The following is a 21,526-nucleotide window of genomic DNA, read 5'->3' as shown; positions in this document are numbered from 1 at the left end:
TCGGTTGGCCTTTTTTCTTTCAACCTGTAGGGGCCCGCACATGGCCAGCATCAGCTTTCCGCCACTGGTACCGCCGGCCACCGAGCCGCTGCGCGTGGACGCGGTCACGCCCGCACTGCCGGCGGCCCTGGTGGCCGATGCCGAAACGCTGCCGTTCTCGCTGGCGCAGGCCGGCCCGGCGCTGCCGCTGCCCGCAGCCGGCGCCACCGCGCAAGACCCGGCGGCGCTGCGCCCGGACCAGGTCATCATGGCGCGCCAGCTGACCTACCCTGCTCCCGACGGAGGGGCGCTGGCGCTTGCGTGGCGCGGCACGGTGCGCAGCTACGCGGCGCAGCTGGCCAGCCGCGAGCAGCAGGCGCGCGCCGGCCTGGTGCCGGCGGGCCTGCTGGCCGCCAGCCAGGACGCCCGCGTGCAGCGCGGCGTCGATACGCTCGGCACCATCCACCCGGACGCGTGGCGCTTCACCGTGCACGCGCGCGGCCCGCAGGAGCAGTATTTGTCGATGGTGACGGGCGACCCCGACCAGCAGTCGGGGCGGCGCCGGCGCGCACGCGCGGCGCTGCGGCTGGAACTGGTGCTGGCGGACGGCACGCGCGTGACAGTGCAGGCCGACCCGGTGCCCGGCGGCGTGGCGCTGGAGCTGTGCGCTCCCAATCCCGCCGTACTGGAACGGCTGCAGGCGCTGCAGCCGGCGCTGGAGCTGGCGGTCGGGCGCGCGGGCCTGTCCGTGACGCGCTGGCGCTGGCGCGACAGCCTGCCGGCCAGCCAGGTGCACGCGCGCGCACCCGCGCCCGAGTCGGCCAGCGCCCTGCCGCTTCCGGTGTTCCGGGCGATCGCCGAACTGGCCCTGCTGCTGCCGGGCGCATCCCCCGCCCTCGCCTAGCGCCGCCGGCTCAGCCCACGGTGCCGATGATCGCCACTTCGCGGTTTTCGGGAATCTCGTTATACGACAGCACGTGCAGGCCGGGCGCGAACAGCCGCGCGTAGCGCGCCAGCAGCGGCCGCACCTGCGGCAGCACCAGCAGCAAGGGCGTGCTGTTCTGCTGCTTCATCTGCTCGCGCGCGGCGGGCATGTTCACCTGCAGTTGCGACAGCAGCTGCGGGTCGATCGGGTAGTTATCCAGCGCCACCTTGCCGCCCTGGCGCGCCTGGTTCAGAGAGCCGAGCAGCATGTTCTCCAGCTCGGCCGACAGGTTAAACGCGGGCATGTCCTTCTTCTTGCCGAACAGCGCGGACACGATCTGGCGCCGCAGCGCGCAGCGCACCTCGGCCGCGAGCAGGATCGGGTCCTTGGTCGTCTCCGAGCTGTCCAGCAGCGTGGTGGCGATCACCACGATGTCCTTGAGCGACACGTTCTCGGCCAGCAGCACGCGCATCACCCGCAGCAGCTGGGTGTGGGTGAGCGCCTTGTCCAGCGCGGCGGCCAGCTTGGGCGAGAGCGCGCTCAAGCGTTCCATCAGCGCCGGCACGTCCTCGTGGCGGAACAGGTCGGGCAGGTAGTCGCGGATCACCTTGGCGCAGTGGGTGGCGATTGCGCTGGGCACCTCGATCACCTGGTAGCCCAGGCCGAGCGCATGCGCCTTCTCGTCCGGCCCGATCCACGTGACCGCCATGCCGTACGCCGGCTCGATGCCGGGAATGCCGTCCAGCTGGCCGTACACGTTGGGCGACGGGATCGCCATCAGGTGCTCGGGCAGCACCTCGCCCTCGGCCACCACGGTGCCGGAAATGCTGATCGCGTACTGCGACGGACGCAGCGCCAGGTCGTCGCGCACGCCGATCGCGGGCAGCAGGATGCCCATCTGCTCGGACAGGCTCTGGCGCACGCCCTTGACGCGCTTGACCAGCGGCTCGCCGTGCGCCCGGTCCACCAGTCCCACCAGCTTGTAGCCGACGGTGACCGCGATCGGCTGCACCACCGGCAGCTGCTCCCAGTCCAGTTCCGGCACGCGCTCGTCGGACAGCGCCGCCTCGATCGCAGCCACCCCGGCCGGGTCGGGCGCGGCCACGCGCGTGTTCATGCGCCAGCCGACAAAGCCGAGCGCCGCCGCGAACACCATGAACGGCAGCCACGGCATGCCCGGCACCAGCGCCAGCACCACCATCACCGCGCAAGCCGAGTACAGCACCGTCGGCTGCGCCAGCAGCTGGCCGCCGACCTGCTGCTCGAAGTCGCCCGACTCGCCGATGCGGGTGACCAGGATCGCCGCCGCGGCCGACAGCAGCAGCGCCGGGATCTGCGCGACCAGGCCGTCGCCGATGGTCAGCAGCGCGTACTGGCGGAAGGCGTCGCCGAACGACAGCCCGTGCATCAGCGCGCCGATGGCCACGCCGCCGATCATGTTAATCAACAGGATCAGGATGCTCGCGATCGCGTCGCCGCGCACGAACTTGGAGGCGCCATCCATGGCGCCGTAGAAGTCCGCCTCGGCCGCCACTTCGCGCCGGCGCAGCTGCGCTTTTTCCTGGTTGATCAGGCCCGCGTTCAGGTCGGCGTCGATCGCCATCTGCTTGCCGGGCAGCGCGTCCAGCGTGAAGCGCGCCGACACTTCCGAGATCCGCTCCGCGCCCTTGGTCACGACCACGAAGTTGATGATCATGAGGATCACGAACACCACCAGGCCGACCACGTAGTTACCGCCGATGACAACGTTACCGAAGGCCTCGATGACGTGGCCGGCGGCGCCGGTGCCTTCGTGCCCGTGCAGCAGCACCACGCGGGTGGAGGCGACGTTCAGCGTCAGCCGCATCAGCGTGGTCCCCAGGATCACGGTGGGGAACACCGAGAAGTCGAGCGGGCGGCGCGCCGACACCGACACCAGGATCACGATCAGCGCCAGCACGATGTTGAAGGTGAACAGCACGTCCAGCAGCACCGGCGGCAGCGGCAGCATGATCATTGCCAGGATCAGCAGCAGGAAGGCCGGGGTGGCGAACTTCTGGCGGCGCAGCTCAGCCACCATGGTCTGGAACAGGTTCATCGAACGGGGTCCTCGGAAAGATGCGGCGGCACGGCCACCTCGTTGGGGAAGCGCGGCGGCGCCTGGCGCCGGCCGGAGCGAAATGCGTTCAGCTGCAGCACGTAGTTGAGTACTTGCGACACGGCCTGGTAGAGCTGTGCCGGGATCTGCTGCTGCACCTGGCTGGTGTTGTAGATGGCGCGCGCCAGCGGCGGCAGGGTCAGGACTTCGACCTTGTGCTCGGTGGCGACGCGCCGGATGTAAAGCGCCATCTCGTCCAGGCCCTTGGCGACCACGAACGGCGCCTCGGCGCGCTTGACGTCATATTTGAGCGCGACCGCGTAGTGTTCCGGGTTGACGATCACCACGTCGGCGCTGGGCACGGTCTTCCTGACGCTGCGCCGCGCCAGCTGGTGCTGCAGCTGGCGGATGCGCTGGCGGATCTCGGGGCGGCCCTCGTTGCTCTTGTGCTCTTCCTTGACCTCCTGCTTGCTCATGCGCTGGTTGCGCGCGAACAGGAAGGCCTGCAGCGGCACGTCCACCACCGCGAACAGCACGAACACCATCACCAGCGACATCAAGCCGTCGAACAGCATGCCCCCGCCGCGCACGATGGCCTGGTCGAGGGTGCGGTGCTGCAGGTCGACCCAGGCGGCGGTGCCGGAGGTGGTCACGTGCCACAGCACGGCCGCCAGCACCACCGCCTTGCCGAGCGAGGTGGCCACCGCGATCCAGTGCTTGGCGCCGAACAGCTGGCCCAGGTTGGCGATGGGCGACAGGCGGTCGAAGCGCGGCTCCCAGTGCGAGGTGGAGACCACCCAGCCGCCCGGCACCAGCGCGGCAAGCATGATCGCAAGCGGCACCACCAGGAGCGGCAGCACCATCTGCACCAGCAAGGCCGCCGCGCTGGAAAAAATCAGCGACAGCGCGTTTTCCAGCGCTCCCGGCTCGCCCGTCGGCGCGAACACCAGCTGGAACAGGTGGCGGAACGACTCCACGTACGAAGGCAGCAGCAGCGAAAACATCTTCAGCCCGGCCAGGATGCCGATGGCGGTGCCCAGGTCGCGCGAGCGCACCACCTGCCCTTCCTGGCGGGCCTTGCGCAGCTTCTGCTGCGAGGCCTTTTCGGTCTTGTCGCCGCCGGTCTGGTTGTCAGCCATGGGCCGCTCCCATCTGCTGCTGCAGCATTTCCAGGACCCGGTTGGTGAGCGCGATGTAATGCTCGGGGACGAAGCGCACCACCTGCGCCAGCATCAGCACCCCGAACAGCACCACCAGCGAAAAACCGAGCGAAAACAGGTTCAGCGTGGGCGCGACCCGGTTCAGGAAGCCAAACCCCACCTGCACCACCATGGTCGAGAACACGATCGGCAGCGCCAGCAGCATCGCCGCCGAGAACACCCAGCCCAGGTTGAGCGCGACCGTGTGCAGCAGCAGCGGCGGATACGGCGCGCCCACCGGCCAGGCCTTGAAGCTCTGGCCCAGCACGCCGGCCAGCACCAGGTGGCCATCGATCGCGAAGAACACCAGGATCGCCACCAGCGACAGCAGCGTGGAGACCACGTCCGAGGGCGAGCCGTTGACCGGGTCGTTCATCTGCGCCATCGAGAACCCGACCTGGCTGGACACCACGAAGCCGAGCAGGTTGATGACCGCCATCGCGAACTGCAGCGCCAGCCCGATGGTGCCGCCGATGATGGCCTGCTCCATCATCGCCACCACGCCGTGCAGCGAGAACGGGTCGGGCTGCACGCCAGCGCGGGTGAGCGGCAGCATCAGGAACGCCAGCACCAGCGACAGCAGCGCGCGCACCGGGATCGGCACCATGCCCTCGCCGATCACGGGCGCGGTGGACAGCAGCGCCATGATGCGGCAGAACGGCCACCACAGGGCGCCGATCAGGGGCAGCAGGAAGCCGACGACTTCCACCGCTACCCCGCCAGCGTGGCCGCGCGCTGGAACACCGAGACGCAGTAATCCATCAGGTAGCCGGTCATCCAGTGAGCGGCAAGGATCAGCGCGAACAGCGTTACCAACAGGCGCGGCAGGAAACTCAGTGTCTGTTCGTTGATCTGCGTGGCGGCCTGGAACAGCGAGACCAGCAGGCCCACGACCAGGCCCGGCACCACCAGCACGGCCACCAGCAGCATCACGATATGCAGTGCCTCGACCACGATGTCGACGGCGATTTCAGGCGTCATCCACCAGTCCTTTCGTCAGTAGCCGTGGATCGAGCCGACCAGCGTGTTCACCGTCAGCGTCCAGCCGTCCACCAGCACGAACAGCAGCAGCTTGAACGGCAGCGAAATGACCAGCGGCGAGAGCATCATCATGCCCATCGCCATCAGCACCGACGACACCACCAGGTCGATGATGAGGAACGGGATGAACAGCATGCAGCCGATCTGGAATGCGCTTTTCAGCTCCGACAGCACGAACGCGGCCAGCTTGACCGTGAACGCGCGCTGCTGCGGCGCCAGGTCGGCCGGCTCGCCCGCCAGGTGCGCCACCTGGGTCAGCGCGGCCTTGCTGGTCTGCGCCAGCATGAAGCGCGACAGCGGCACTTCGGCCGTCTTCAAGGCCTGCTCCAGGCCGATCTTGTCCTTGTCGTAGGGGATGAAGGCCTCGGTCCAGACCTGTTCGCCCACGGGACGCATCACCAGGATGGTCAGGATCAGCGCGATGCCGGTGATGACGCGGTTGGGCAGGCCCTGCTGCAGCCCGAGCGCCTGGCGCAGCAGCGACAGCACGATCACGAAGCGGGTAAAGCTGGTCATCATCATCACGATCACGGGCAAGAGCCCGAGGATCGTCATCAGGACCAGGATCTGCGACTTGACGCTCATGCCGCTGTTGGCGCCCGGGATCACGCCGGCCAGCACGTCGGCAGCCAGCGCCGGGGCAGCGCAGGCAAAGAGCGCCGCGCCCAGCAAGGCCGGCGCGGCAAAGCGGCGCCGGCCGGCGGTGCTCAAGTTCATGGGGCGATCGCGTCCAGGTCCAGGCCGTCCAGGTCGATCACCTTCAGACCGTACTGCTCGCCCGCGACCACCACCTCGGCGCGGCCGATCGGGGCGCCGTTCACGCGGATGACCAGCGGCTCGCCGGCCAGCGTATCCAGCGGGACCACCGACGACGGGCCGATCGACATCAGCTCCTGCAGCGAGATGCGGGCCGAGCCCACTTCGAGCGTCAGGGTGACCGGGATGCGGCGCATCATCTGCGGCAGCGAGCGCGGCGCGCGCGGGGCCGCTGCCGGCGTCACCGGGTCGTCGTGATCGTCGATGATCACGTCTTCTTGGTCGTTCGGATTCATGTCCATTTAATCGGTGTCTTCAAAAGAGGTTAAACACAGCTTGCCCTTGTGCTCGGCCACGGCGGCCGTGAACAGGCGGTTCTCGTCGAGCAGCACGTCGGCGCGCCCGAGGCTGAACGGGATCACGTCGCCCGGCTTCAGGTCAAACAGGGCGGCCAGCGTCATCTCTTTGCTGGCCAGGCGCGCTTCGAGCCTGACCGCCAGCCGCGTGGCCAGCGGCTCCGCCGCCGGCCCGCCTTGCGCACGGCGCGGCGGCAGCAGGCCGCGCAGGATCGCGGACGTCAGGGCCTGGTCAAGCGCGAACCAGACCGTGCCGCGCTCGCCGCCGTGGGCGCGCAGCACCAGCCGGATCGCCCAGCTGCCCGCGGGCGGCGCGCTGGCCGCCACCGGCACCAGCTCGCGCATCGGCGCGGTCTCGCCCAACGCCGCCAGGCCCGCCAGCACCCGCCCGGCCAGCACCTCGGCCAGCTGGCGGGTGAGCATCAGCGCCAACCGCTCCTCGGTGGCGGTGACGCGTTCGCTCAGGTCGCGCCCCGCGGCCGGTGTCGCCGTGCGGCCATAGCGCCAGTCCAGCAGTGCCAGCAACAGCGGCCGCTCGAAGGCGACGCTGGCGCGGCCGAAGCCGTATTCGACCTCGAGCCAGCGCAGCGGCTCCTGGCTTGGCGCGCGCGTGAATTCGAGCTCGTCGACGTCGAACGCGTCCCAGTAGCGGTGCCGCGCGGGCAGACGCATGGCCGCGCCAAGTGCCTCGCGCAGCCGGGCCGCGAATTGCGGCAGCAGGTGCACGGGCCGGCCCAACAGCGTCGGGTCGAGCACCGGGCAGCGGTCAGCAGAAATTGAACTTGGCATGGTCAGCGTTGTGTTTTCCAGACAGAAGCGGCCTGCGGGACGTCTGCACGAAAGTCAAAGAAATTCCCTTAGGCAATGATTATAACGGCCAAAATCTCACTGAAACTTTGATATTTCGCTTGGAAAAGCGCGTTGCCGTACGGTAAGATCGTAAACGATCCGTTGCCATAGGGCAATGGCAAAGCACCGCAGGGGAGAGAGCGCGCTATGAAAAATGGAGCGATCACCAAATCCCTATCACGACCGCGAGTCACAATGTTGATGTAAGTCAACGTTGGCAACAGAATACCAAACGGTGTGTTTACATTTAACAACAGTGAGAATTTGTAACGGACGAAACGATGGCAACTGAACTTGCTGGCGCGATCCAGGCGGACCTGGCAGCGCTCACCAACGAAGCGAGCCGGCTGGCGGTGACGCCGGCAATCGATGCCGCCCACCACGCCCATCCGGGCGTTTCTTTCACCCAGAGCATGAAGGACGCGCTGGCCAGCGTGGACCAGGACGAACGCACCGCCGCCGAGCGCATGAACGCGGTCGACAGCGGCAAGAGCGACGACCTGGTCGGCGCGATGCTGGCCTCGCAGCAGGCTAATTTGTCGTTCTCGATGCTGCTCCAGGTGCGCAACAAGGTGATGGGCGCGGTCGACGACCTGCTCAAGCTGCCGGTCTGACCTTCGCGAAAGCCACCCTGTGATCTCCACCCTGAAATCGGCCCTCGAAAACAAGCGCCTCGGCGCGCTGCCGGCGCTGCCCGCGGCGCTGCGCAACAAGCTCGCGCCCCTGCTGCTGCTCGCGCTGGCGATCACCGCCGCCGTCATGCTGTATCAATGGCGCGACCAGGCCAGCTACAAGCCGCTGTTCGGCGCGCACGAAAAGGTCGCGGCCAGCGACATGATGGGCGTGCTCGACGCCGAACACATCCCCTACCGCCTGCACCCCGAAAGCGGCCAGGTGCTGGTGCCGGCTAGCAGCCTGGGCAAGGCCCGTATGCTGCTGGCCGCCAAGGGCGTGACCGCGCAGCTGCCGGCGGGCCTGGAACTGATGGACCACAACGACCCGCTCGGCGTGTCGCAGTTCGTGCAGGACGTGCGCTTCCGCCGCGGCCTGGAGGGCGAACTGGCGCAGAGCATCCTGACGCTGGACGCGATCGCCAGCGCGCGCGTGCACCTGGCGATCGCCCGTTCCAGCTCCTTCGTGGCGAGCGATGGCGAGAAGTCCTCGGCCTCGGTCGTGGTTGCGGTCAAGCCGGGCCGCACGCTCACCAACGAACAGATCGCGGCGATCGTCAACATGGTCGCCGGCAGCGTGGCCAACCTGGCGCCGTCGCGCGTGTCGCTGGTGGACCAGGCCGGCAACTTCCTTTCCTCGCGCGTGGACCTGGCCGACGGCTTCGATGCCGCCAGCTCCGGCGAGAACACCGACAAGCGCGTCACCGACGGCGTGCGCGCCAACGTCAACGAGCTGCTCGGGCCGGTGCTGGGCGCGAACAACTACAAGGTTTCGGTCACCGCCGACATCGACAACGACAAGGTCGAAGAGACCCAGGAAAAATACGGCGCCGACCCCAAGATCACCAGCGAAGCGATGCGCGAGGAGCTGGAGAAGAGCCGCGTGGCGATGGGCGTGCCCGGCACGCTGTCGAATCGGCCGCCGCAGGTCGACACCACCAAGCCGGAAGACCCGAACAAACCGAACGACGACGGCAGCGCGCGCAAGAACGCGAGCACCCGCCAGTTCGCGTATGACCGCTCGATCACCCAGATCAAGAAGAGCCGCGGGCGCCTGCGCAAGCTGTCGGTGGCGGTGGTGCTGAACGACGCCGCGCCGGGCGCGCCCAAGGGCGGCTGGAACGCCGCCGAGCTGGCGCGCATCGACAAGATCCTGCGCGGCGGCCTTGGCATCGACGCCGCGCGCGGCGACGTGCTGGCCGTGTCCAGCCTGCGCTTCCCGGCGCCCCCGGCTCCCGAACCGTGGTGGCAGGAGCGCGACACGGTGGTCGATGCCAGCGGCTGGGCCGCGTGGGCGGTCGGGTTGCTGCTCGCGTGGCTGGCGCTGGTGCGGCCGCTGCTGCGCCTGCTCAACCACCGTTTCGGCCCGCAGCCGCCGGCCAAGAGCGCGCCCGCCGCGCTGCCCGGAACCACCGCTGCGGCTGCCGCAGCCGGTACCCCTGCCCTCGCGGCGGGCGACGCAAAACAGATGCCGGTGGTGCCGCTGCTGGAGAACTATGACCTGCCGCCGGCCGGATCGGCCGTGGACGTGATGGTCGACCACCTCAAGGTCCTGGCCGGCAAGGAGCCGGAACGTGTGGCCGAGGTGGTCAAACAATGGGTACAGAAGAAAAATGGCCGAAGCGAACCCCAACAACAGTAATTCCGCGCTCCAGCCGAACGAGACCGGCTTGTCCCCGGTCGAGCAGGCGGCGATCGTGCTGCTGTCGATCGGCGAGGAGCAGGCTGCCGCCGTGCTGCGCTGCCTCGAGCGCGAGGAGCTGCTCGAACTGACCCAGGTGATGAGCCGGATGAGCGGCATCAAGGTGGACACGGTGCGCGTCTCGCTGCAGAACTTCTTCGACGACTACCGCCAGCAGAGCGGCCTGCACGGCGCCTCGCGCAGCTACCTGAAACGCTCGCTCGACCTGGCCCTTGGCAGCGACATCGCCAACAGCGTGCTGAACACGATCTATGGCGACGCGATCCGGCCGATGACCGCGCGCCTGCAGTACGCCAGCCCCAAGTGGCTGGCCGAATTCGTGATGCGCGAGCACGTGCAGATGCAGGCCGTGTTCCTGGCCTTCCTGCCGCCGGCGCTGGCCGGCCAGATCCTGGAAAGCCTGCCCGGCGACGGCCGCGAGCTGGTGCTGCTGCACCTGGCGCGGCTGGACGAGATCGACCGCGACCTGCTCGGCGAGCTGGAGGACCTGGTGGCGCGCTGCCTGGCCGCGCTCGATTCGCAAAGCGCGAGCGTGGACGGGGTGCACCAGGTCGCCGAGATCCTGAACCGCCTGCCGGGCAACCGCGCTGCGATGGTCGAGTTGATCCGCGCCCACGACCCGGACGTGTGCAGCAAAATCGAGATGTCGATGTACGACTTCTACATCCTGTCGCGCCAGTCCGAGCAGACCATCACGCGCCTGCTCGACGAAGTGCCGCTCGACCAGTGGGCGATCGCGCTCAAGGGCGCCGAGCCGGCGCTGCGCGACGCGATCCTGAACGCCATGCCGCGCCGCCAGGCCCAGAGCTTCGACGAACTGATGCGCCGCTCCGGCCCGGTGCCGCTGTCGCGCATCGAGCAAACCCGCAAGGACATCATGGGCGTGGTCAAGGAGCTGTCCGAGGCCGGCCAGATCGAAGTGCAGCTGTACGACGAGGCCACCGCCGAATGAAACACTTCCGTCCCTACCACTTCCCGCCGCTCGCGCAGTTCGGCGCCGCCCTCGAAGACGGCGCGCCGGCCCTGCCCGACCAGGACTGGCAGGGCGCGCTGGCCGACGGCTACCGCCAGGGACAGCGCGACGGCTACGATGCCGGTTTCGAGCAGGGCCTGGACGAAGGGCGGCGGGCCGGCCACGCGGAAGGCATGGCAGCCGGGCTGGCACAGGGCACCGAGCAGGCGCGCGAGCAGGCCAGCGCCCAGTTCGAGCAGGCCGCCAAGCCGGTCGAGGCCATGCTCCGCTCGCTCAAGAAGCTGCGCGCCGACCTCAAGGCCGCGCAGCGCAAGGAAGTGGTGGACCTGGTCGGCAAGATCGCGCGCCAGGTGATCCGCGCCGAGCTCGCGCTGCAGCCGGTGCAGCTGCTCGCGCTGGTGGATGAAGCGCTGGCCGCCATGCCGCCCACCCGCGACGCGGTCGAGGTGTTCCTCAATCCCGAAGAGCTCAAGCGCGTGACCGAGCTCGATCCCAAGCGCGCCAAGAAATGGAGCCTGATGGCCGACCCGTCGCTGGAGCCTGGCGAGTGCCGCGTGCGCGCCGGCGACCACGAGGTCGATGCCGGCTGCCAGGGCCGGCTTGCCGCCTGCATGGAACAGGTCGCCGAAAAACTGCAGGCCGCCGCCAACGGCGAGGAGGCCGCGGCATGATGGAGCTGGCCGAGACCCTGCGCCTGCTGGACATCGGCGAAGTGCCGGTCGCGACGCCGACCGGGCGCCTGGTCGGCGCGCGCGGGCTGCTGCTCGAGAGCGTCGGCTGCAAGCTGCACACCGGACAGCGCTGCCGCGTCGAGACCGTCGATGGCGGCTGGCTCGACGCGCAGGTGGTGGGCTTTCGCGACAAGGTCTCCTATCTGATGCCGTTCAAGAAGGCCGAAGGCCTGGCCACCGGCGCCCGCGTGCTGCCGGCGCCGCCGGCGCGCGGCCCGCTGATCGGCCCGGAATGGCTGGGGCGCATGGTCAACGGGCTGGGCGAACCGATCGACGGACTGGGCCGGCTGGGCGGCGACACCCAGCTGGCGATGACGCCCCCGCACGTGAACCCGCTGCGCAAGCACCCCGTGGACCAGCCGCTGGATGTGGGCGTGCGCGCGATCAACGGCATGCTCACGCTCGGCCGCGGCCAGCGCGTCGGCCTGATGGCCGGCAGCGGCGTCGGCAAGAGCGTGCTGCTCGGCCTGATCACGCGCCAGACCGTGGCCGACGTGATCGTGGTCGGCCTGATCGGCGAGCGCAACCGCGAGGTGCGCGAGTTCGTCGAGCGCTCGCTCGGCACCGAAGGCCTCAAGCGCGCGGTGCTGGTGGTGGCCCCGGCCGACGAGTCGCCGCTCATGCGCGTGCGCGCGACCGAACTGTGCCACGCCGTGGCCGCGCACTACCGCGACCGCGGCCAGCATGTGCTGATGCTGGTCGATTCACTCACCCGCTACGCGATGGCGCTGCGCGAAGTGGCGCTGTCGCTGGGCGAGCCGCCGGCCACGCGCGGCTATCCGCCGTCGGTGTTCTCCACCCTGCCCCAGCTGGTCGAGTCGGCCGGCAACGGCGAGGGCGAAGCCGGCAGCATGAGCGCGATCTACACCGTGCTGGCCGAAGGCGACGACCAGCAGGATCCGGTGGTGGACACCGCGCGCGCGATCCTCGACGGCCACATCGTGCTCAGCCGCGAGCTGGCCGAGCGCGGCCACTACCCGGCGATCGACGTGGCCGCCTCGATCAGCCGCTGCATGGCGCAGGTGGTCGCGCCGGCGCATGCCGAAGCTGCGCGCAAGCTCAAGGCCAGCATGGCGCGCCATGCGCGCGTGCGCGACCTGATCCCGCTGGGCGCCTATGTGGCCGGCGCCGATCCCGAGACCGACCGCGCAGTCAACCTGCATCCGAAGATCGAAGCATTCCTGTGCCAGGGCACGCGCGAAGCCGCGCCGCTGGCGCAGTGCGTGCAGCAGCTGGAGGTATTGATGGCATGAGCAGGCAAACGACGATCGACAGCCTTGGCCTTTTGGTGCGCGTGCGCGCCAGCGAGGTGGACCGCATCCAGGCCGACCTGGCCCGCCAGGAAGCCACGCGCGGCCGCTACCAGGCCAACCTGGACCGGCTCCATGCGCTGGTGGAAGGCAGCGGCGCGTCCGGCGCGCTGTCGCCGGCGCTGGCCCTGAACTGCGGGCAGTACAAGCAGGCCGTGTTCGCGCTCGCGGACAGCCACCGCACCGACCTGCACCTGCACGAAGCGAACATGCAGGTCGCCCAGCGCGAGCTGGCCAACGCGTGGACCCGGCGCGAGGTGCTGGGCATGGTGCTGGACCGGCACCAGGGCGCCGCCGACCGCGAACGCGACCGCGCGCTGCGCAAACGCGAAGACGAAACCGCCACCCAGGCGTGGCTGGCAGGACGGGCATAACGCCCGGTTAGAACAAAGAGGAGCATGAGATGACGATCAACAGCCCGACCTACGACCCGGCCAGCACCGCCGCGGCCCTGGCGCAGAAGTTCACCGCGCCGACCCAGGACATGCTGACCGCGCAGACCAAGGACGCGCAGGCGACCACCAAGGCGCTGTCCGACCTCGGCCTGGCCATCGGCGCCTTCCAGACCAGCCTGTCGTCGCTGACGGGTCTGAACAAGACCCTGTTCGCGCAATCGGCGGTGATGTCCGACACCTCGCTCGGCACGGCCACCGCGACCGCCACCGCCGGCACTGGCACGTTCAGCTTCTTCGTCGAGCAGATCGCCACCTCGACCCAGGTCGCCTACGACAACCTGAGCAACGACGGCCTGGCCGGCGGCTCGGTCGCGATCAGCATCGGAGGTACGCCCTTCACGGTCAGCCTCGCAGGCGCCGACACCAGCAAGGACGGCAAGATGAGCGTGGCCGAACTGGCGGCGGCGATCAACAAAGCCTCCTCCAACGCCGGGCGCGTGCAGGCGGCGGTGGTTACCATCGGCGGCGTGCCCAAGCTCACGCTGACCTCGACCGCCACCGGCACCGGCCACGCGATCACGCTCGACGCGTCGGGCATGACTGCCAGCACGCTCAAGACCAAGCTGACCGACCCGCTCAACTTCAGCACCACGGTCGCCGGCCAGAACGCGGTCGCCTACCTGGGCGACGCCTCCGGCCCCAGGATTGAGCAGGCATCGAACACCTTCACCAACTACGACGGCCTGAGCGTCACGTTCACCAAGGCCCAGGCCGCCGGCGCGACGCCGGTCAGCGTGACCGTCAGCCCCGACAGCGGCAAGACCGCCAAGAACGTCCAGGACTTCGTGGATGCCTACAACACGCTGAAGAAGGCCATCGACGGCCTGCTCGACACCGGCGACGCCGCCAAGAAGAAGGCGCCCGGCACGTTTGCGCATGACTCGGGCATTCGCGCGCTGCGCGACCGCCTGGTCGCACTGATGCGCCCGACGGTCGGCGCCTCGCTCGCCGCCTACGGGATCATCGCGACCAAGGAGGGCACGCTGGCCGTCGACTCGACCCGCCTGTCCAACCAGCTGGCCAGGGACCCGAACGGGCTGGACGCGCTGATCGGCAAGGCCACGGCCAACACCAGCACCCGCAGCGGCATCGCGGGCGCCCTGCAGACCTTCCTGGAAAAGTGGAGCGACTCGACCAGCGGCCAGATCAAGCTGCGCAGCGACGCCAACGACAAGCTGCAAAAGAGCCTCACCGTCCGCCAGACCGCGCTCGACGCCCAGTACGACGCGGCCTACCAGCGCTACCTGCTGCAGTTCACCCGGCTGCAGACGCTGCAGAACACCATGAACTCGAACTCGTCGATGTTCGACGCCCTGTTCGGCGACAAATCGAAGTAAGGACCCGAACCACATGGCCTACACAGACGCCTACAGCGACTACCACGCAGTCAACCTCGACGCGCAGACCGCGCGTGCCTCCCCGGTGGAGCTGGTGCTGCTGCTCACCGACGGGCTGCTCGACGAGCTGGCCCGCGCGCGCGCGCACATCGTGCACAAGCGCTATGAGCAGAAGGCGAAGAGCATCGACAAGTGCGTGGAAATCATCCATGGCCTGTCCAGCTCCCTGGACCTGGAGCACGGCGGCGAAGTCGTCGCCAACCTGGCCAACCTGTACGACTTCTGCGCCCAGCACCTGAACGGGGCGGGCATCAAGCTCGACCCGACGATGGTGGACGAAGTCGTGCGCATCCTGACGACGATCCGCCAGGGCTGGCAGGGTGTTCAGGCGCGCCATGGATAGGAGCGAAGCGATGCGCGCGCTGGGCGACGAGCTGGTGGCGGCCGCCACGGCATCCGACTGGGATCGCCTGCGGGTGGCGGCGCGCGCGCTGCCGTCCGCGCTGCGCGAGCTGGCCGGGCGCGGGCCGCTCACCGCGCGCGAGCGCGAGGCCCTGACCTGGCTGCGCAGCGCCTACGAGCAGGCGCAAGGCGCATGCGCGCGCGCCGCGCGCGACCTGGAGCTGCGGCTGGACGATATGCGCAACAACAAGGAAGGCTGGATCGCCTACGCCCTCGGCGCCGAGAACGACCCGGCCTTGGAACAACCATGAATCTCACGATCACCAACCTCCCCCCTGCCGGCCCAGCCGATACCACCGCCGTTGTGCAGGCGGCCGATGGCGCTGCCATGCCGCCGGCCGGGCTGCCGGCCGCGCCAGGATTCGCCCAGTGGCTGGATGACCTGGCCGCCGCGCTGCCGCTCGACGCGGCCGCCGCCGGCGCGGACGATGCCTTGCCGGACGCCCCGGACGCTGGCGACGAAGCCGATGCCTGCACCGACCCGGCGCAGGACCCAACCGCGGCGCCGCAGCAGCCGATGCCCTCGCTGGCGGCAATGGCCATGCCGCTCGTCCCGGCGGGCACGCTCGCCCCGGCTGGCACGCTCGCCCCGGCCGCGGCCCCGCTCCCGCTCGCGCAGCCCCGCGAAGCAGGAGTCAGCGCCGACATGCCGGTGCAAGCGACCGCGCAGCAAGCCGCGGCGCGCTCAGCCATGGCGGCGGGAGCGGTCCCCGTAATTGCTCCCGCGCCCCAGGCCAGTCCCGCCGCCGTTGACGAATCCTTGCGTGCGAACGACGCGCCGCCATACGCGGCCCTGGCCACGGACGGCGCCGATGCCACGCAACCGCCGGCCGCCCCGCGTGGCGCCGTGCCTGCCGCCGCAACCGAACGCAATGCCGCCGGCGACAGCGCGGCGCCGGCAGCCGCCGGCACGGCCCCCGGGTGGGGCGTCGCCGCTCCGTCCGCCAACCACGCGCCGCCGTCCGCGCCGGCGCCGGTCGTGCTGGCCGGCCAGCCGGCCGCATGGCGCCAGGCACTGCACGAGGCGCTTGGCGAGCGCCTGCGCGTCCAGGCCGGCAACAACATCGAGCAGGCGGTGATCCGCCTCGAACCGCCCGACCTGGGGCGCGTGGACATCTCGATCCGCCACAGCGCGGGCACGCTGCAGGTGGCGCTCTCCGCGACCCACAGCGAGGTCGTGCGCCAGCTGCAAAACGTCAGCGACAACCTGCGCAACGACCTGGCGGGCCGCCAGTACGCCGAGGTGACGGTGAGCGTCTCGCAAACGCCGCGCGCCCAGCAAGGCGGCTTTGCCGGCTTTGGCGACCAGCAGCAACGGCAGCGCCAGGGCGGGCGCGAACCGGAGGACGCCGCACCTGGCCTGGCACTGGCCGACGCCGGCGGCGACAACGCTTTTTCCCTCAAGGGACGCGAGTAAAACAAGATGAAGATGTCGATCAAATCCATATTCGCCTTCGCTGGCGTCGCCCTGTTGAGCGGCGCGCTGGCCGCTGGCGCAATGTGGCGATTCAGCCAGCCGGCCACCGCGCGCGCGCCGCTGGTCAAGAAGGCCGAGACCGTCAAGCGGGCCAACCGCTATGTCACGCTCGACAAGGTGATCGTGATGCTGCGGCGCGGGCCGCGCGACACCGGCCCGCACTACCTGGCCGCCGACCTCGTGCTGGCGACCACGGACGAGAAGGAACGCACCACCAAGGAACACCTGCCGATGCTGCGCAGCGTTGCCGTGCGCGCGCTGTCCGGCTATGCCATGCCGGCCGCCGCCGAGATGACCGTCGAGCAGTACGCCGACCAGCTGAACAAGACCTTCGAAGCCAGCTACGCGAAGGACAAGGCAGACAAGCCGTTTTCCGAAGTCATGATCAGCAAGCTGATCATCGAATAAGCGTCTGGTGCGCCCGTGAGCTACCTCGCCGACTACCTCGATCACGCCAGTGCCGCCGGCTATGCCGAGGCCGCGGCCATGGACGCGCGCGAGGAGCAGCGCCACCTGCTGGCCTATGCGCCGCTGGTCAAGCGCATCGTGCGGCAGCTGAACGCACAGGTGTCGGGCGCGATGTCGCGCGAGGACATGGAGCAGATCGGCTTGATGGGACTGCTGGAGGCGCTGCGCCGCTACGGCCAGCCCGACGCCGGCTTTGGCAGCTACGCCAGCCTGCGCGTGCGCGGCGCGATCCTCGACGAGCTGCGCCGCCAGGACTGGCGCCCGCGCGCGGTCCGTCAGGACAGCCACCGGCTGCGCGACGAGCTGCGCGCGCTCACGCGCCGCCTCGGGCGCGAGCCATCGGCACAGGAAGCGGCCGACGCGCTCGGGATCAGCCACGAAGACCTCTACCAGCACCAGCTCGACGACTGCGCCGGGGAGCTGCTCAGTTTCGACGAGGTTGTGCAGGAAGCGACCGAGCGCGCACACAGCGCCCCCGGCCCCGAGGAACAGCTGCTGGTGCGGCGCAGCCTGGAGCAGGCGCTGGGCGCGCTGACCGAACGCGAGCAGCGGGTGATCCAGATGATTTACGAGTTCGAACTGAGCTACAAGGAAATCGCGGCGGTGCTGGACCTGTCCGACGCGCGTGTCTGCCAGCTCAACAAGAGTGCGCTGGCCAAGATGAAGGCGGCGCTGCAGGCCGCATAAAAAAAGAACGATAAAAACAATTAGTCCAATAACCTGAAAGAGAAGCGGAAAGGCGTCCAAATGCAGCAAATCCTCGGTATTTTCATTGTGCTCGGCTGCGTGTTCGGTGGCTTCGCGATCATGGGCGGCACCGTGAACACGATCTGGCAACCGATCGAGCTGCTCATCATCGCCGGCGCCGCCTGCGGCGCGCTGGTGCTGGGCAACCCGCGCCACGTGCTGTCCGAGATGATGACCCAATTCCGCAAGATCATCTTCCGCAAGAAGCAGGGCCCGGAATTCCAGCGCCAGCTGCTGCTCTTGATGTACGAACTGCTGCAGACCGCGGCGGGCGGCCTGAAGGCGCTCGACGCCCACGTCGAGGCGCCGCGCGAGTCCAGCCTGTTCCAGCGCTATCCGCTGATCCTGCAGGAGCCCAAGCTGCTCAATTTCATCGTCGACAACTTCCGCCTGATGGCCATGGGGAAGATCAACGCCCACGAGCTCGAAGGCGTGCTGGAACAGGAGCTGGACGCGATCCACGAGGAGCTGATGCAGCCGTCCAAGTCGCTCGCGCGCGTGGCCGAGGCAATGCCCGGCTTCGGGATTCTGGCCGCGGTGCTCGGCATCGTGCTGGCCATGCATTCGGTGTCCGACGGCGCCGACGCCGGCGAGATCGCCGAGCGCGTCGGGTCGGCCATGATCGGCACCTTCATCGGCATCTTCTTCTGCTACGGCGTCATGGACCCGATCAGCAATATGATGAAGCAGCTGGTGAACGAGGAAGCCTCGACGCTGGAGTGCGTGAAGGTGGTGCTGGTCACCCACGTGGCCGGCAAGCCGGCGCTGCTGGCGATCGACGCCGGCCGCCGCCTGGTGCAGCTGAACATCAAGCCCAGCTTCGCCCAGCTGGAGGCGTGGATCACCGCGATGGGCATGGAAGACCAGTCGCAGAACAAACGGCGCCGCACCAGCGACCGCATGATGGGGGTCGAAAGTGCTTAAAGCGCACGACAAGGAAGAGCAGGCCATCGTCAAGCGCGCCAGCAAGCGCTCGCACGACGACGACCATGGCGGCGCTTGGAAGGTCGCGTTCGCCGACTTCTGCCTCGCCCTCACCGCGCTGTTCCTGGTGCTGTGGCTGATGGCCGCGCGCCAGCAGGAGTCGCTGGCCCGGATCGTGCGCGACGCCACCACCAGCGGCCAGATCGGCGGCGACGGCATCAAGCCTGAGATCAGCAACAGCCCGAACGGCAGCCTGATCGAGCGCTTCCCGCTGGCGCACGAAGGCGCCGGCCCGAACGTTGGCGCGCGCGTGAGCTATGACTCGCCGCAGGAACTGGCCAAGCTGTCGCAGGCGCTCACCCAGATGAGCGAAGAGGCGGGGCTGGCAGCGAACCTGTCGGCCGTCGTGACGCCGTTCGGCCTGCGCGTCATGCTGCACGACACGGACCGCCAGGGCATGTTCATGCGCGGCAGCCCGCTGCCCACGCCGCGCTTTGCGCGCCTGCTGCGCAAGATGGCCCCGCTGTTCGAACACATGGAAAACCAGATGCTGATCGTCGGCCATACCGATTCGGTGCAGTACGCCGACGCCGGCCACGGCGCCTACTCGAACTGGACGCTGTCCACCAACCGCGGCCTGGCTGCGCGTTCCGAGCTGCTGGACGGTGGCATGCGCAAGGAAAGCGTGCTGCAAGTGGTGGGCATGGCCGACCGCGCGCCGCTGGACGCGGCGAACACCAGGGCCGACGCCAACCGGCGCATCGAACTGCTGATCCTGACGCGCGCGCAGGCCGCCACCGTGGCCGCGATGTTCGGCGCGCCGGGCGCGAAGGCGCCGCAGCGCGACGCGCGCGCCGACGAACGCGACGCCGCCGAGATCGAGACGCTGCGCCGCCAGCTGGCGAAATAACCATGACGATTCAACCGAAATCACGAGGAGCACGCATGAAGATCACCGGCGCCCCTGCCCCTTCCGTCCCGCTCGCGCCGCCGCCCGAGATGCCGGCCGGCGCCGCCCCGGCTGCCGCCGGCCCCGCCGCTGCCGCCGCGCCGCTGCAATCGGACACGCTGGCGCCGGCCATGGACGCGCTGCGCGCCATGCCCGAGATCGACCACGCCCGTGTGGCGGAACTGCGCGACGCACTGGCCAAGGGCGAACTGCCGTTCGACCCGGCGCGCCTGGCCGGCCTGATCGAGCGTTTTCACGGCAAGCAGCGATGAGCCGCATGACCCGCGACCAGGCCCGGGCCCAGCTGGCAAGCGACGTGCGCGCCGACCTGGCGGCCGTCGGCGCCATGCTCGAAATGCTCGACCGCCAGTTCGCGGCCGCGCTGCGCCACAAGAGCGCCGAGCTGGCCGCACTGACCGCCGAGCTGGCGCCGGCGCTCGATGCGATGGAAGCGCGCCGCGTGCGCCGCGTGTCGCTGGTGCGCGCGCTGCACGGCCGTGCAGCGGCCATGGCCGACCTGATCGCGGCCTTGCCGCCCGCCGCGCAAACCGGGCTGGCGGCCGACTGGGAGGAACTGGAACGGCGCGTACGCGCCTGCAAGGAAGCCACCGCGCGCAACACCGCGCTGATGACCGAGCAGTTCAGCGTGATGCAGCGGGTACTGCACGGCGAGGAGCAGATCTATGCGCCACGTTGAATTTTCGACCGCGCCGCTGCCCGCGCTCGCGCCAACCCGTCCCACGGCCCCGCTGGGCGGTGGCGCCGGTTTCGGGCGCGTGTTCAGCGAGGTCCAGGGCGAGGTGGCCGATTTCATCAAGAACGGCGACCCTGCCGGCTTCGCGCAACCGTCGCTCACCCCGGGCGCCCGCATGCTGCGCGCGCGCGTTGACGCCGCCTCTGCAAGCGCCGACACGCCGGCCCAGCAGGAGTTCATCGACAGTATTGCGCCGTGGGCGCGCGAGGCCGGCGAGATGCTGGGCGTGTCCCCCGCGCTGGTGTCGGCCCACGCCGCGCTCGAATCGGGCTGGGGCCAGCGGCCGCTGAAGGCGCGCGACGGCGCCAGCAGCCACAACCTGTTCGGCATCAAGGCCGGCGCCGGCTGGAACGGCGCGGTCGCGCAATCGGAAACCACCGAGTACGTCCACGGCGCCGCCCTCAAAACCAGCGCGGCCTTTCGCGCCTATCCCGACCAGGCCAGCGCCTTCCGCGACTATGCCCAGCTGCTGCTGGAGAACCCGCGCTTTCGCGGCGCGCTTGGCGCCGGCAACGATGCGCGTGCCTTCGCGGACGGGCTGGCCAAGGGCGGCTACGCGACCGACCCGCATTACGCGGCCAAGCTGCAAAGCGTGGCCGCCCGCCTGCAGGGAGTCAGCGGGTGATGCGCCCGTCCACCGGTTCCACGGTGCCGGCCCCGGTCACGCGCATGCGCACGACCTGGCCGCTGGCGTTGTTACGCACGCGCACCGACGCGCCGCGCGCCCCGCTGTCGAGCGCTTCGCCGCTGGTGCTGACCTCGACCTGGTCGCGCCGCGCCACCATGGTCACCTGGTCGCCGCGCTTGACCAGCACCGGCGCGGCCAGTTGCCCCGCGCGTAGCACGTCGCCGGGCCTCAGCGCGCGGCGGCTGGTCTGGCCCACGGCCGCCTCGGGCGCGCCGATCGCGTCGGGAATGAGCGTGATGTCGCGACGTTCGAGCGCCACCGCCGCATCGGTCAAGGGTTCGCCCGGCGCGACCGCGCTGGCTGCCACCGCCACCACGGCCGACACGTGCGCGCGCACCACGTATTCGTACCGCCAGCCGCCCGCCACCGGGCAGCTCACGGCAAAGCGCATGCGCGCGAGCTGGCGCGTGTCCAGCGGTTCGATCGCCAATGGCTGCGCGCACGGCTGGGCAGCGCGCGTCGTCGCCACCTCGACCTGGACCTGCGGCTCGGACAGCGCGGCCGATTCGAGCTGGCGCGCGAGCACGTCGCGCGCGGCCTGTTCGAGCTGCGCAGCGACGCTGGCCGCCGATGCCGGCCCGGCCAGCACGAGCGCCGCCAGCACGGCATGGCGCAAGACACGGGAAGCTTTCATCGAAGAGTACCTGGGAAAAGAAAAATCCCATTCTAACAATCACCCTGCAGTTTTTGCGACGG

At 69.5% G+C, this 21,526-nt stretch carries 26 protein-coding genes; 18 read left to right on the top strand and 8 right to left on the bottom strand.

The window, feature by feature from the left end:
• The first annotated feature begins 40 nt into the window (after positions 1–40).
• Positions 41–883 (top strand): patatin-like phospholipase domain-containing protein, encoded by an 843-nt coding sequence (locus NX773_RS09230; protein WP_258856051.1) that lies wholly within the window; start codon positions 41–43, stop codon positions 881–883.
• Positions 884–893: 10 nt separating this feature from the next.
• Here NX773_RS09230 and NX773_RS09225 read toward each other — a convergent pair whose 3' ends face one another.
• Genes NX773_RS09225 through NX773_RS09195 form a run of 7 tightly spaced genes read right to left on the bottom strand, consistent with a single transcriptional unit; the run spans position 894 to position 7,122 of the window.
• Complete coding sequence (locus NX773_RS09225; RefSeq protein ID WP_307728517.1) at positions 894–2,981, bottom strand: flagellar biosynthesis protein FlhA; 2,088 nt, start codon at positions 2,979–2,981, stop codon at positions 894–896.
• Positions 2,978–4,120, bottom strand: a complete 1,143-nt coding sequence (locus NX773_RS09220; RefSeq protein ID WP_258856050.1) for an EscU/YscU/HrcU family type III secretion system export apparatus switch protein — start codon at positions 4,118–4,120, stop codon at positions 2,978–2,980. Before NX773_RS09220 ends, NX773_RS09225 begins: the two co-directional genes overlap by 4 nt.
• The gene (gene fliR, locus NX773_RS09215; RefSeq protein WP_258856049.1) at positions 4,113–4,889 is read right to left on the bottom strand and encodes a flagellar biosynthetic protein FliR; all 777 of its coding nucleotides are present in this window, start codon (positions 4,887–4,889) and stop codon (positions 4,113–4,115) included. Before fliR ends, NX773_RS09220 begins: the two co-directional genes overlap by 8 nt.
• Before the next feature lie 2 nt (positions 4,890–4,891).
• Positions 4,892–5,161 (bottom strand): flagellar biosynthesis protein FliQ, encoded by a 270-nt coding sequence (gene fliQ, locus NX773_RS09210; protein ID WP_258822641.1) that lies wholly within the window; start codon positions 5,159–5,161, stop codon positions 4,892–4,894.
• Positions 5,162–5,176: 15 nt separating this feature from the next.
• Positions 5,177–5,938, bottom strand: coding sequence for a flagellar type III secretion system pore protein FliP (gene fliP, locus NX773_RS09205; RefSeq protein ID WP_258856048.1), 762 nt, complete (start codon positions 5,936–5,938; stop codon positions 5,177–5,179).
• Positions 5,935–6,279 (bottom strand): FliM/FliN family flagellar motor switch protein, encoded by a 345-nt coding sequence (locus NX773_RS09200; protein ID WP_258856047.1) that lies wholly within the window; start codon positions 6,277–6,279, stop codon positions 5,935–5,937. Before NX773_RS09200 ends, fliP begins: the two co-directional genes overlap by 4 nt.
• On the bottom strand, positions 6,280–7,122 hold the full coding sequence (locus NX773_RS09195; protein WP_258856046.1) for a flagellar motor switch protein FliM: 843 nt from the start codon (positions 7,120–7,122) through the stop codon (positions 6,280–6,282).
• A 341-nt stretch (positions 7,123–7,463) separates the two neighbouring features.
• Between NX773_RS09195 and fliE the strand changes: the two genes are divergently transcribed.
• Genes fliE through NX773_RS09110 form a run of 17 tightly spaced genes read left to right on the top strand, consistent with a single transcriptional unit; the run spans position 7,464 to position 20,767 of the window.
• Positions 7,464–7,796 (top strand): flagellar hook-basal body complex protein FliE, encoded by a 333-nt coding sequence (gene fliE, locus NX773_RS09190; RefSeq protein WP_258822645.1) that lies wholly within the window; start codon positions 7,464–7,466, stop codon positions 7,794–7,796.
• A 19-nt stretch (positions 7,797–7,815) separates the two neighbouring features.
• Complete coding sequence (fliF, locus tag NX773_RS09185) at positions 7,816–9,495, top strand: flagellar basal-body MS-ring/collar protein FliF (protein WP_258856045.1); 1,680 nt, start codon at positions 7,816–7,818, stop codon at positions 9,493–9,495.
• Positions 9,467–10,507 (top strand): FliG C-terminal domain-containing protein, encoded by a 1,041-nt coding sequence (locus NX773_RS09180; RefSeq protein ID WP_258856044.1) that lies wholly within the window; start codon positions 9,467–9,469, stop codon positions 10,505–10,507. The genes fliF and NX773_RS09180 overlap by 29 nt, the downstream gene beginning before the upstream one ends.
• Positions 10,504–11,199, top strand: coding sequence for a flagellar assembly protein FliH (fliH, locus tag NX773_RS09175; protein ID WP_258856043.1), 696 nt, complete (start codon positions 10,504–10,506; stop codon positions 11,197–11,199). Before NX773_RS09180 ends, fliH begins: the two co-directional genes overlap by 4 nt.
• Positions 11,196–12,512: a flagellar protein export ATPase FliI gene (gene fliI, locus NX773_RS09170; protein WP_258856042.1), complete on the top strand. Its 1,317-nt coding sequence runs from the start codon at positions 11,196–11,198 to the stop codon at positions 12,510–12,512. The genes fliH and fliI overlap by 4 nt, the downstream gene beginning before the upstream one ends.
• Entirely contained in the window at positions 12,509–12,943 is a 435-nt protein-coding gene (locus tag NX773_RS09165; RefSeq protein WP_258856041.1) for a flagellar export protein FliJ, read from the top strand. Before fliI ends, NX773_RS09165 begins: the two co-directional genes overlap by 4 nt.
• Positions 12,944–12,972: 29 nt before the next feature.
• Entirely contained in the window at positions 12,973–14,361 is a 1,389-nt protein-coding gene (gene fliD, locus NX773_RS09160) for a flagellar filament capping protein FliD (RefSeq protein WP_258856040.1), read from the top strand.
• A 13-nt stretch (positions 14,362–14,374) separates the two neighbouring features.
• Positions 14,375–14,764 carry a flagellar export chaperone FliS gene (fliS, locus tag NX773_RS09155; protein WP_258856039.1) on the top strand — a complete coding sequence of 130 codons (390 nt, stop codon included), beginning with the start codon at positions 14,375–14,377 and terminating at the stop codon, positions 14,762–14,764.
• Positions 14,757–15,074, top strand: a complete 318-nt coding sequence (locus NX773_RS09150; RefSeq protein WP_258856038.1) for a hypothetical protein — start codon at positions 14,757–14,759, stop codon at positions 15,072–15,074. The genes fliS and NX773_RS09150 overlap by 8 nt, the downstream gene beginning before the upstream one ends.
• The gene (locus NX773_RS09145; RefSeq protein WP_258856037.1) at positions 15,071–16,240 is read left to right on the top strand and encodes a flagellar hook-length control protein FliK; all 1,170 of its coding nucleotides are present in this window, start codon (positions 15,071–15,073) and stop codon (positions 16,238–16,240) included. Before NX773_RS09150 ends, NX773_RS09145 begins: the two co-directional genes overlap by 4 nt.
• A 12-nt stretch (positions 16,241–16,252) precedes the next feature.
• Positions 16,253–16,708, top strand: a complete 456-nt coding sequence (locus NX773_RS09140) for a flagellar basal body-associated FliL family protein (RefSeq protein WP_258856036.1) — start codon at positions 16,253–16,255, stop codon at positions 16,706–16,708.
• A 15-nt stretch (positions 16,709–16,723) separates the two neighbouring features.
• A complete protein-coding gene (locus NX773_RS09135; RefSeq protein WP_370662236.1) occupies positions 16,724–17,455 on the top strand; it encodes a FliA/WhiG family RNA polymerase sigma factor in 732 nt (243 codons plus the stop codon).
• A 60-nt stretch (positions 17,456–17,515) separates the two neighbouring features.
• On the top strand, positions 17,516–18,439 hold the full coding sequence (gene motA, locus NX773_RS09130) for a flagellar motor stator protein MotA (protein WP_258856035.1): 924 nt from the start codon (positions 17,516–17,518) through the stop codon (positions 18,437–18,439).
• On the top strand, positions 18,432–19,349 hold the full coding sequence (locus tag NX773_RS09125; RefSeq protein WP_258856034.1) for a flagellar motor protein MotB: 918 nt from the start codon (positions 18,432–18,434) through the stop codon (positions 19,347–19,349). The genes motA and NX773_RS09125 overlap by 8 nt, the downstream gene beginning before the upstream one ends.
• Before the next feature lie 35 nt (positions 19,350–19,384).
• On the top strand, positions 19,385–19,660 hold the full coding sequence (flgM, locus tag NX773_RS09120) for a flagellar biosynthesis anti-sigma factor FlgM (RefSeq protein ID WP_258856033.1): 276 nt from the start codon (positions 19,385–19,387) through the stop codon (positions 19,658–19,660).
• Positions 19,657–20,085: a flagellar export chaperone FlgN gene (flgN, locus tag NX773_RS09115; RefSeq protein WP_258856032.1), complete on the top strand. Its 429-nt coding sequence runs from the start codon at positions 19,657–19,659 to the stop codon at positions 20,083–20,085. The genes flgM and flgN overlap by 4 nt, the downstream gene beginning before the upstream one ends.
• Complete coding sequence (locus NX773_RS09110) at positions 20,072–20,767, top strand: glycoside hydrolase family 73 protein (RefSeq protein ID WP_258856031.1); 696 nt, start codon at positions 20,072–20,074, stop codon at positions 20,765–20,767. The genes flgN and NX773_RS09110 overlap by 14 nt, the downstream gene beginning before the upstream one ends.
• Here NX773_RS09110 and flgA read toward each other — a convergent pair.
• Complete coding sequence (gene flgA / locus NX773_RS09105) at positions 20,757–21,464, bottom strand: flagellar basal body P-ring formation chaperone FlgA (protein WP_258856030.1); 708 nt, start codon at positions 21,462–21,464, stop codon at positions 20,757–20,759. The two genes, NX773_RS09110 and flgA, sit on opposite strands and share 11 nt — an antisense overlap.
• Positions 21,465–21,526 lie beyond the last annotated feature (62 nt).

Source organism: Massilia solisilvae, assembly GCF_024753215.1.
Taxonomy (GTDB): Bacteria; Pseudomonadota; Gammaproteobacteria; order Burkholderiales; family Burkholderiaceae_D; genus Telluria; species Telluria solisilvae.
The sequence above is the reverse complement of the archived record's forward strand: the minus strand, read 5'-3'. Positions and strand labels throughout refer to the sequence as shown.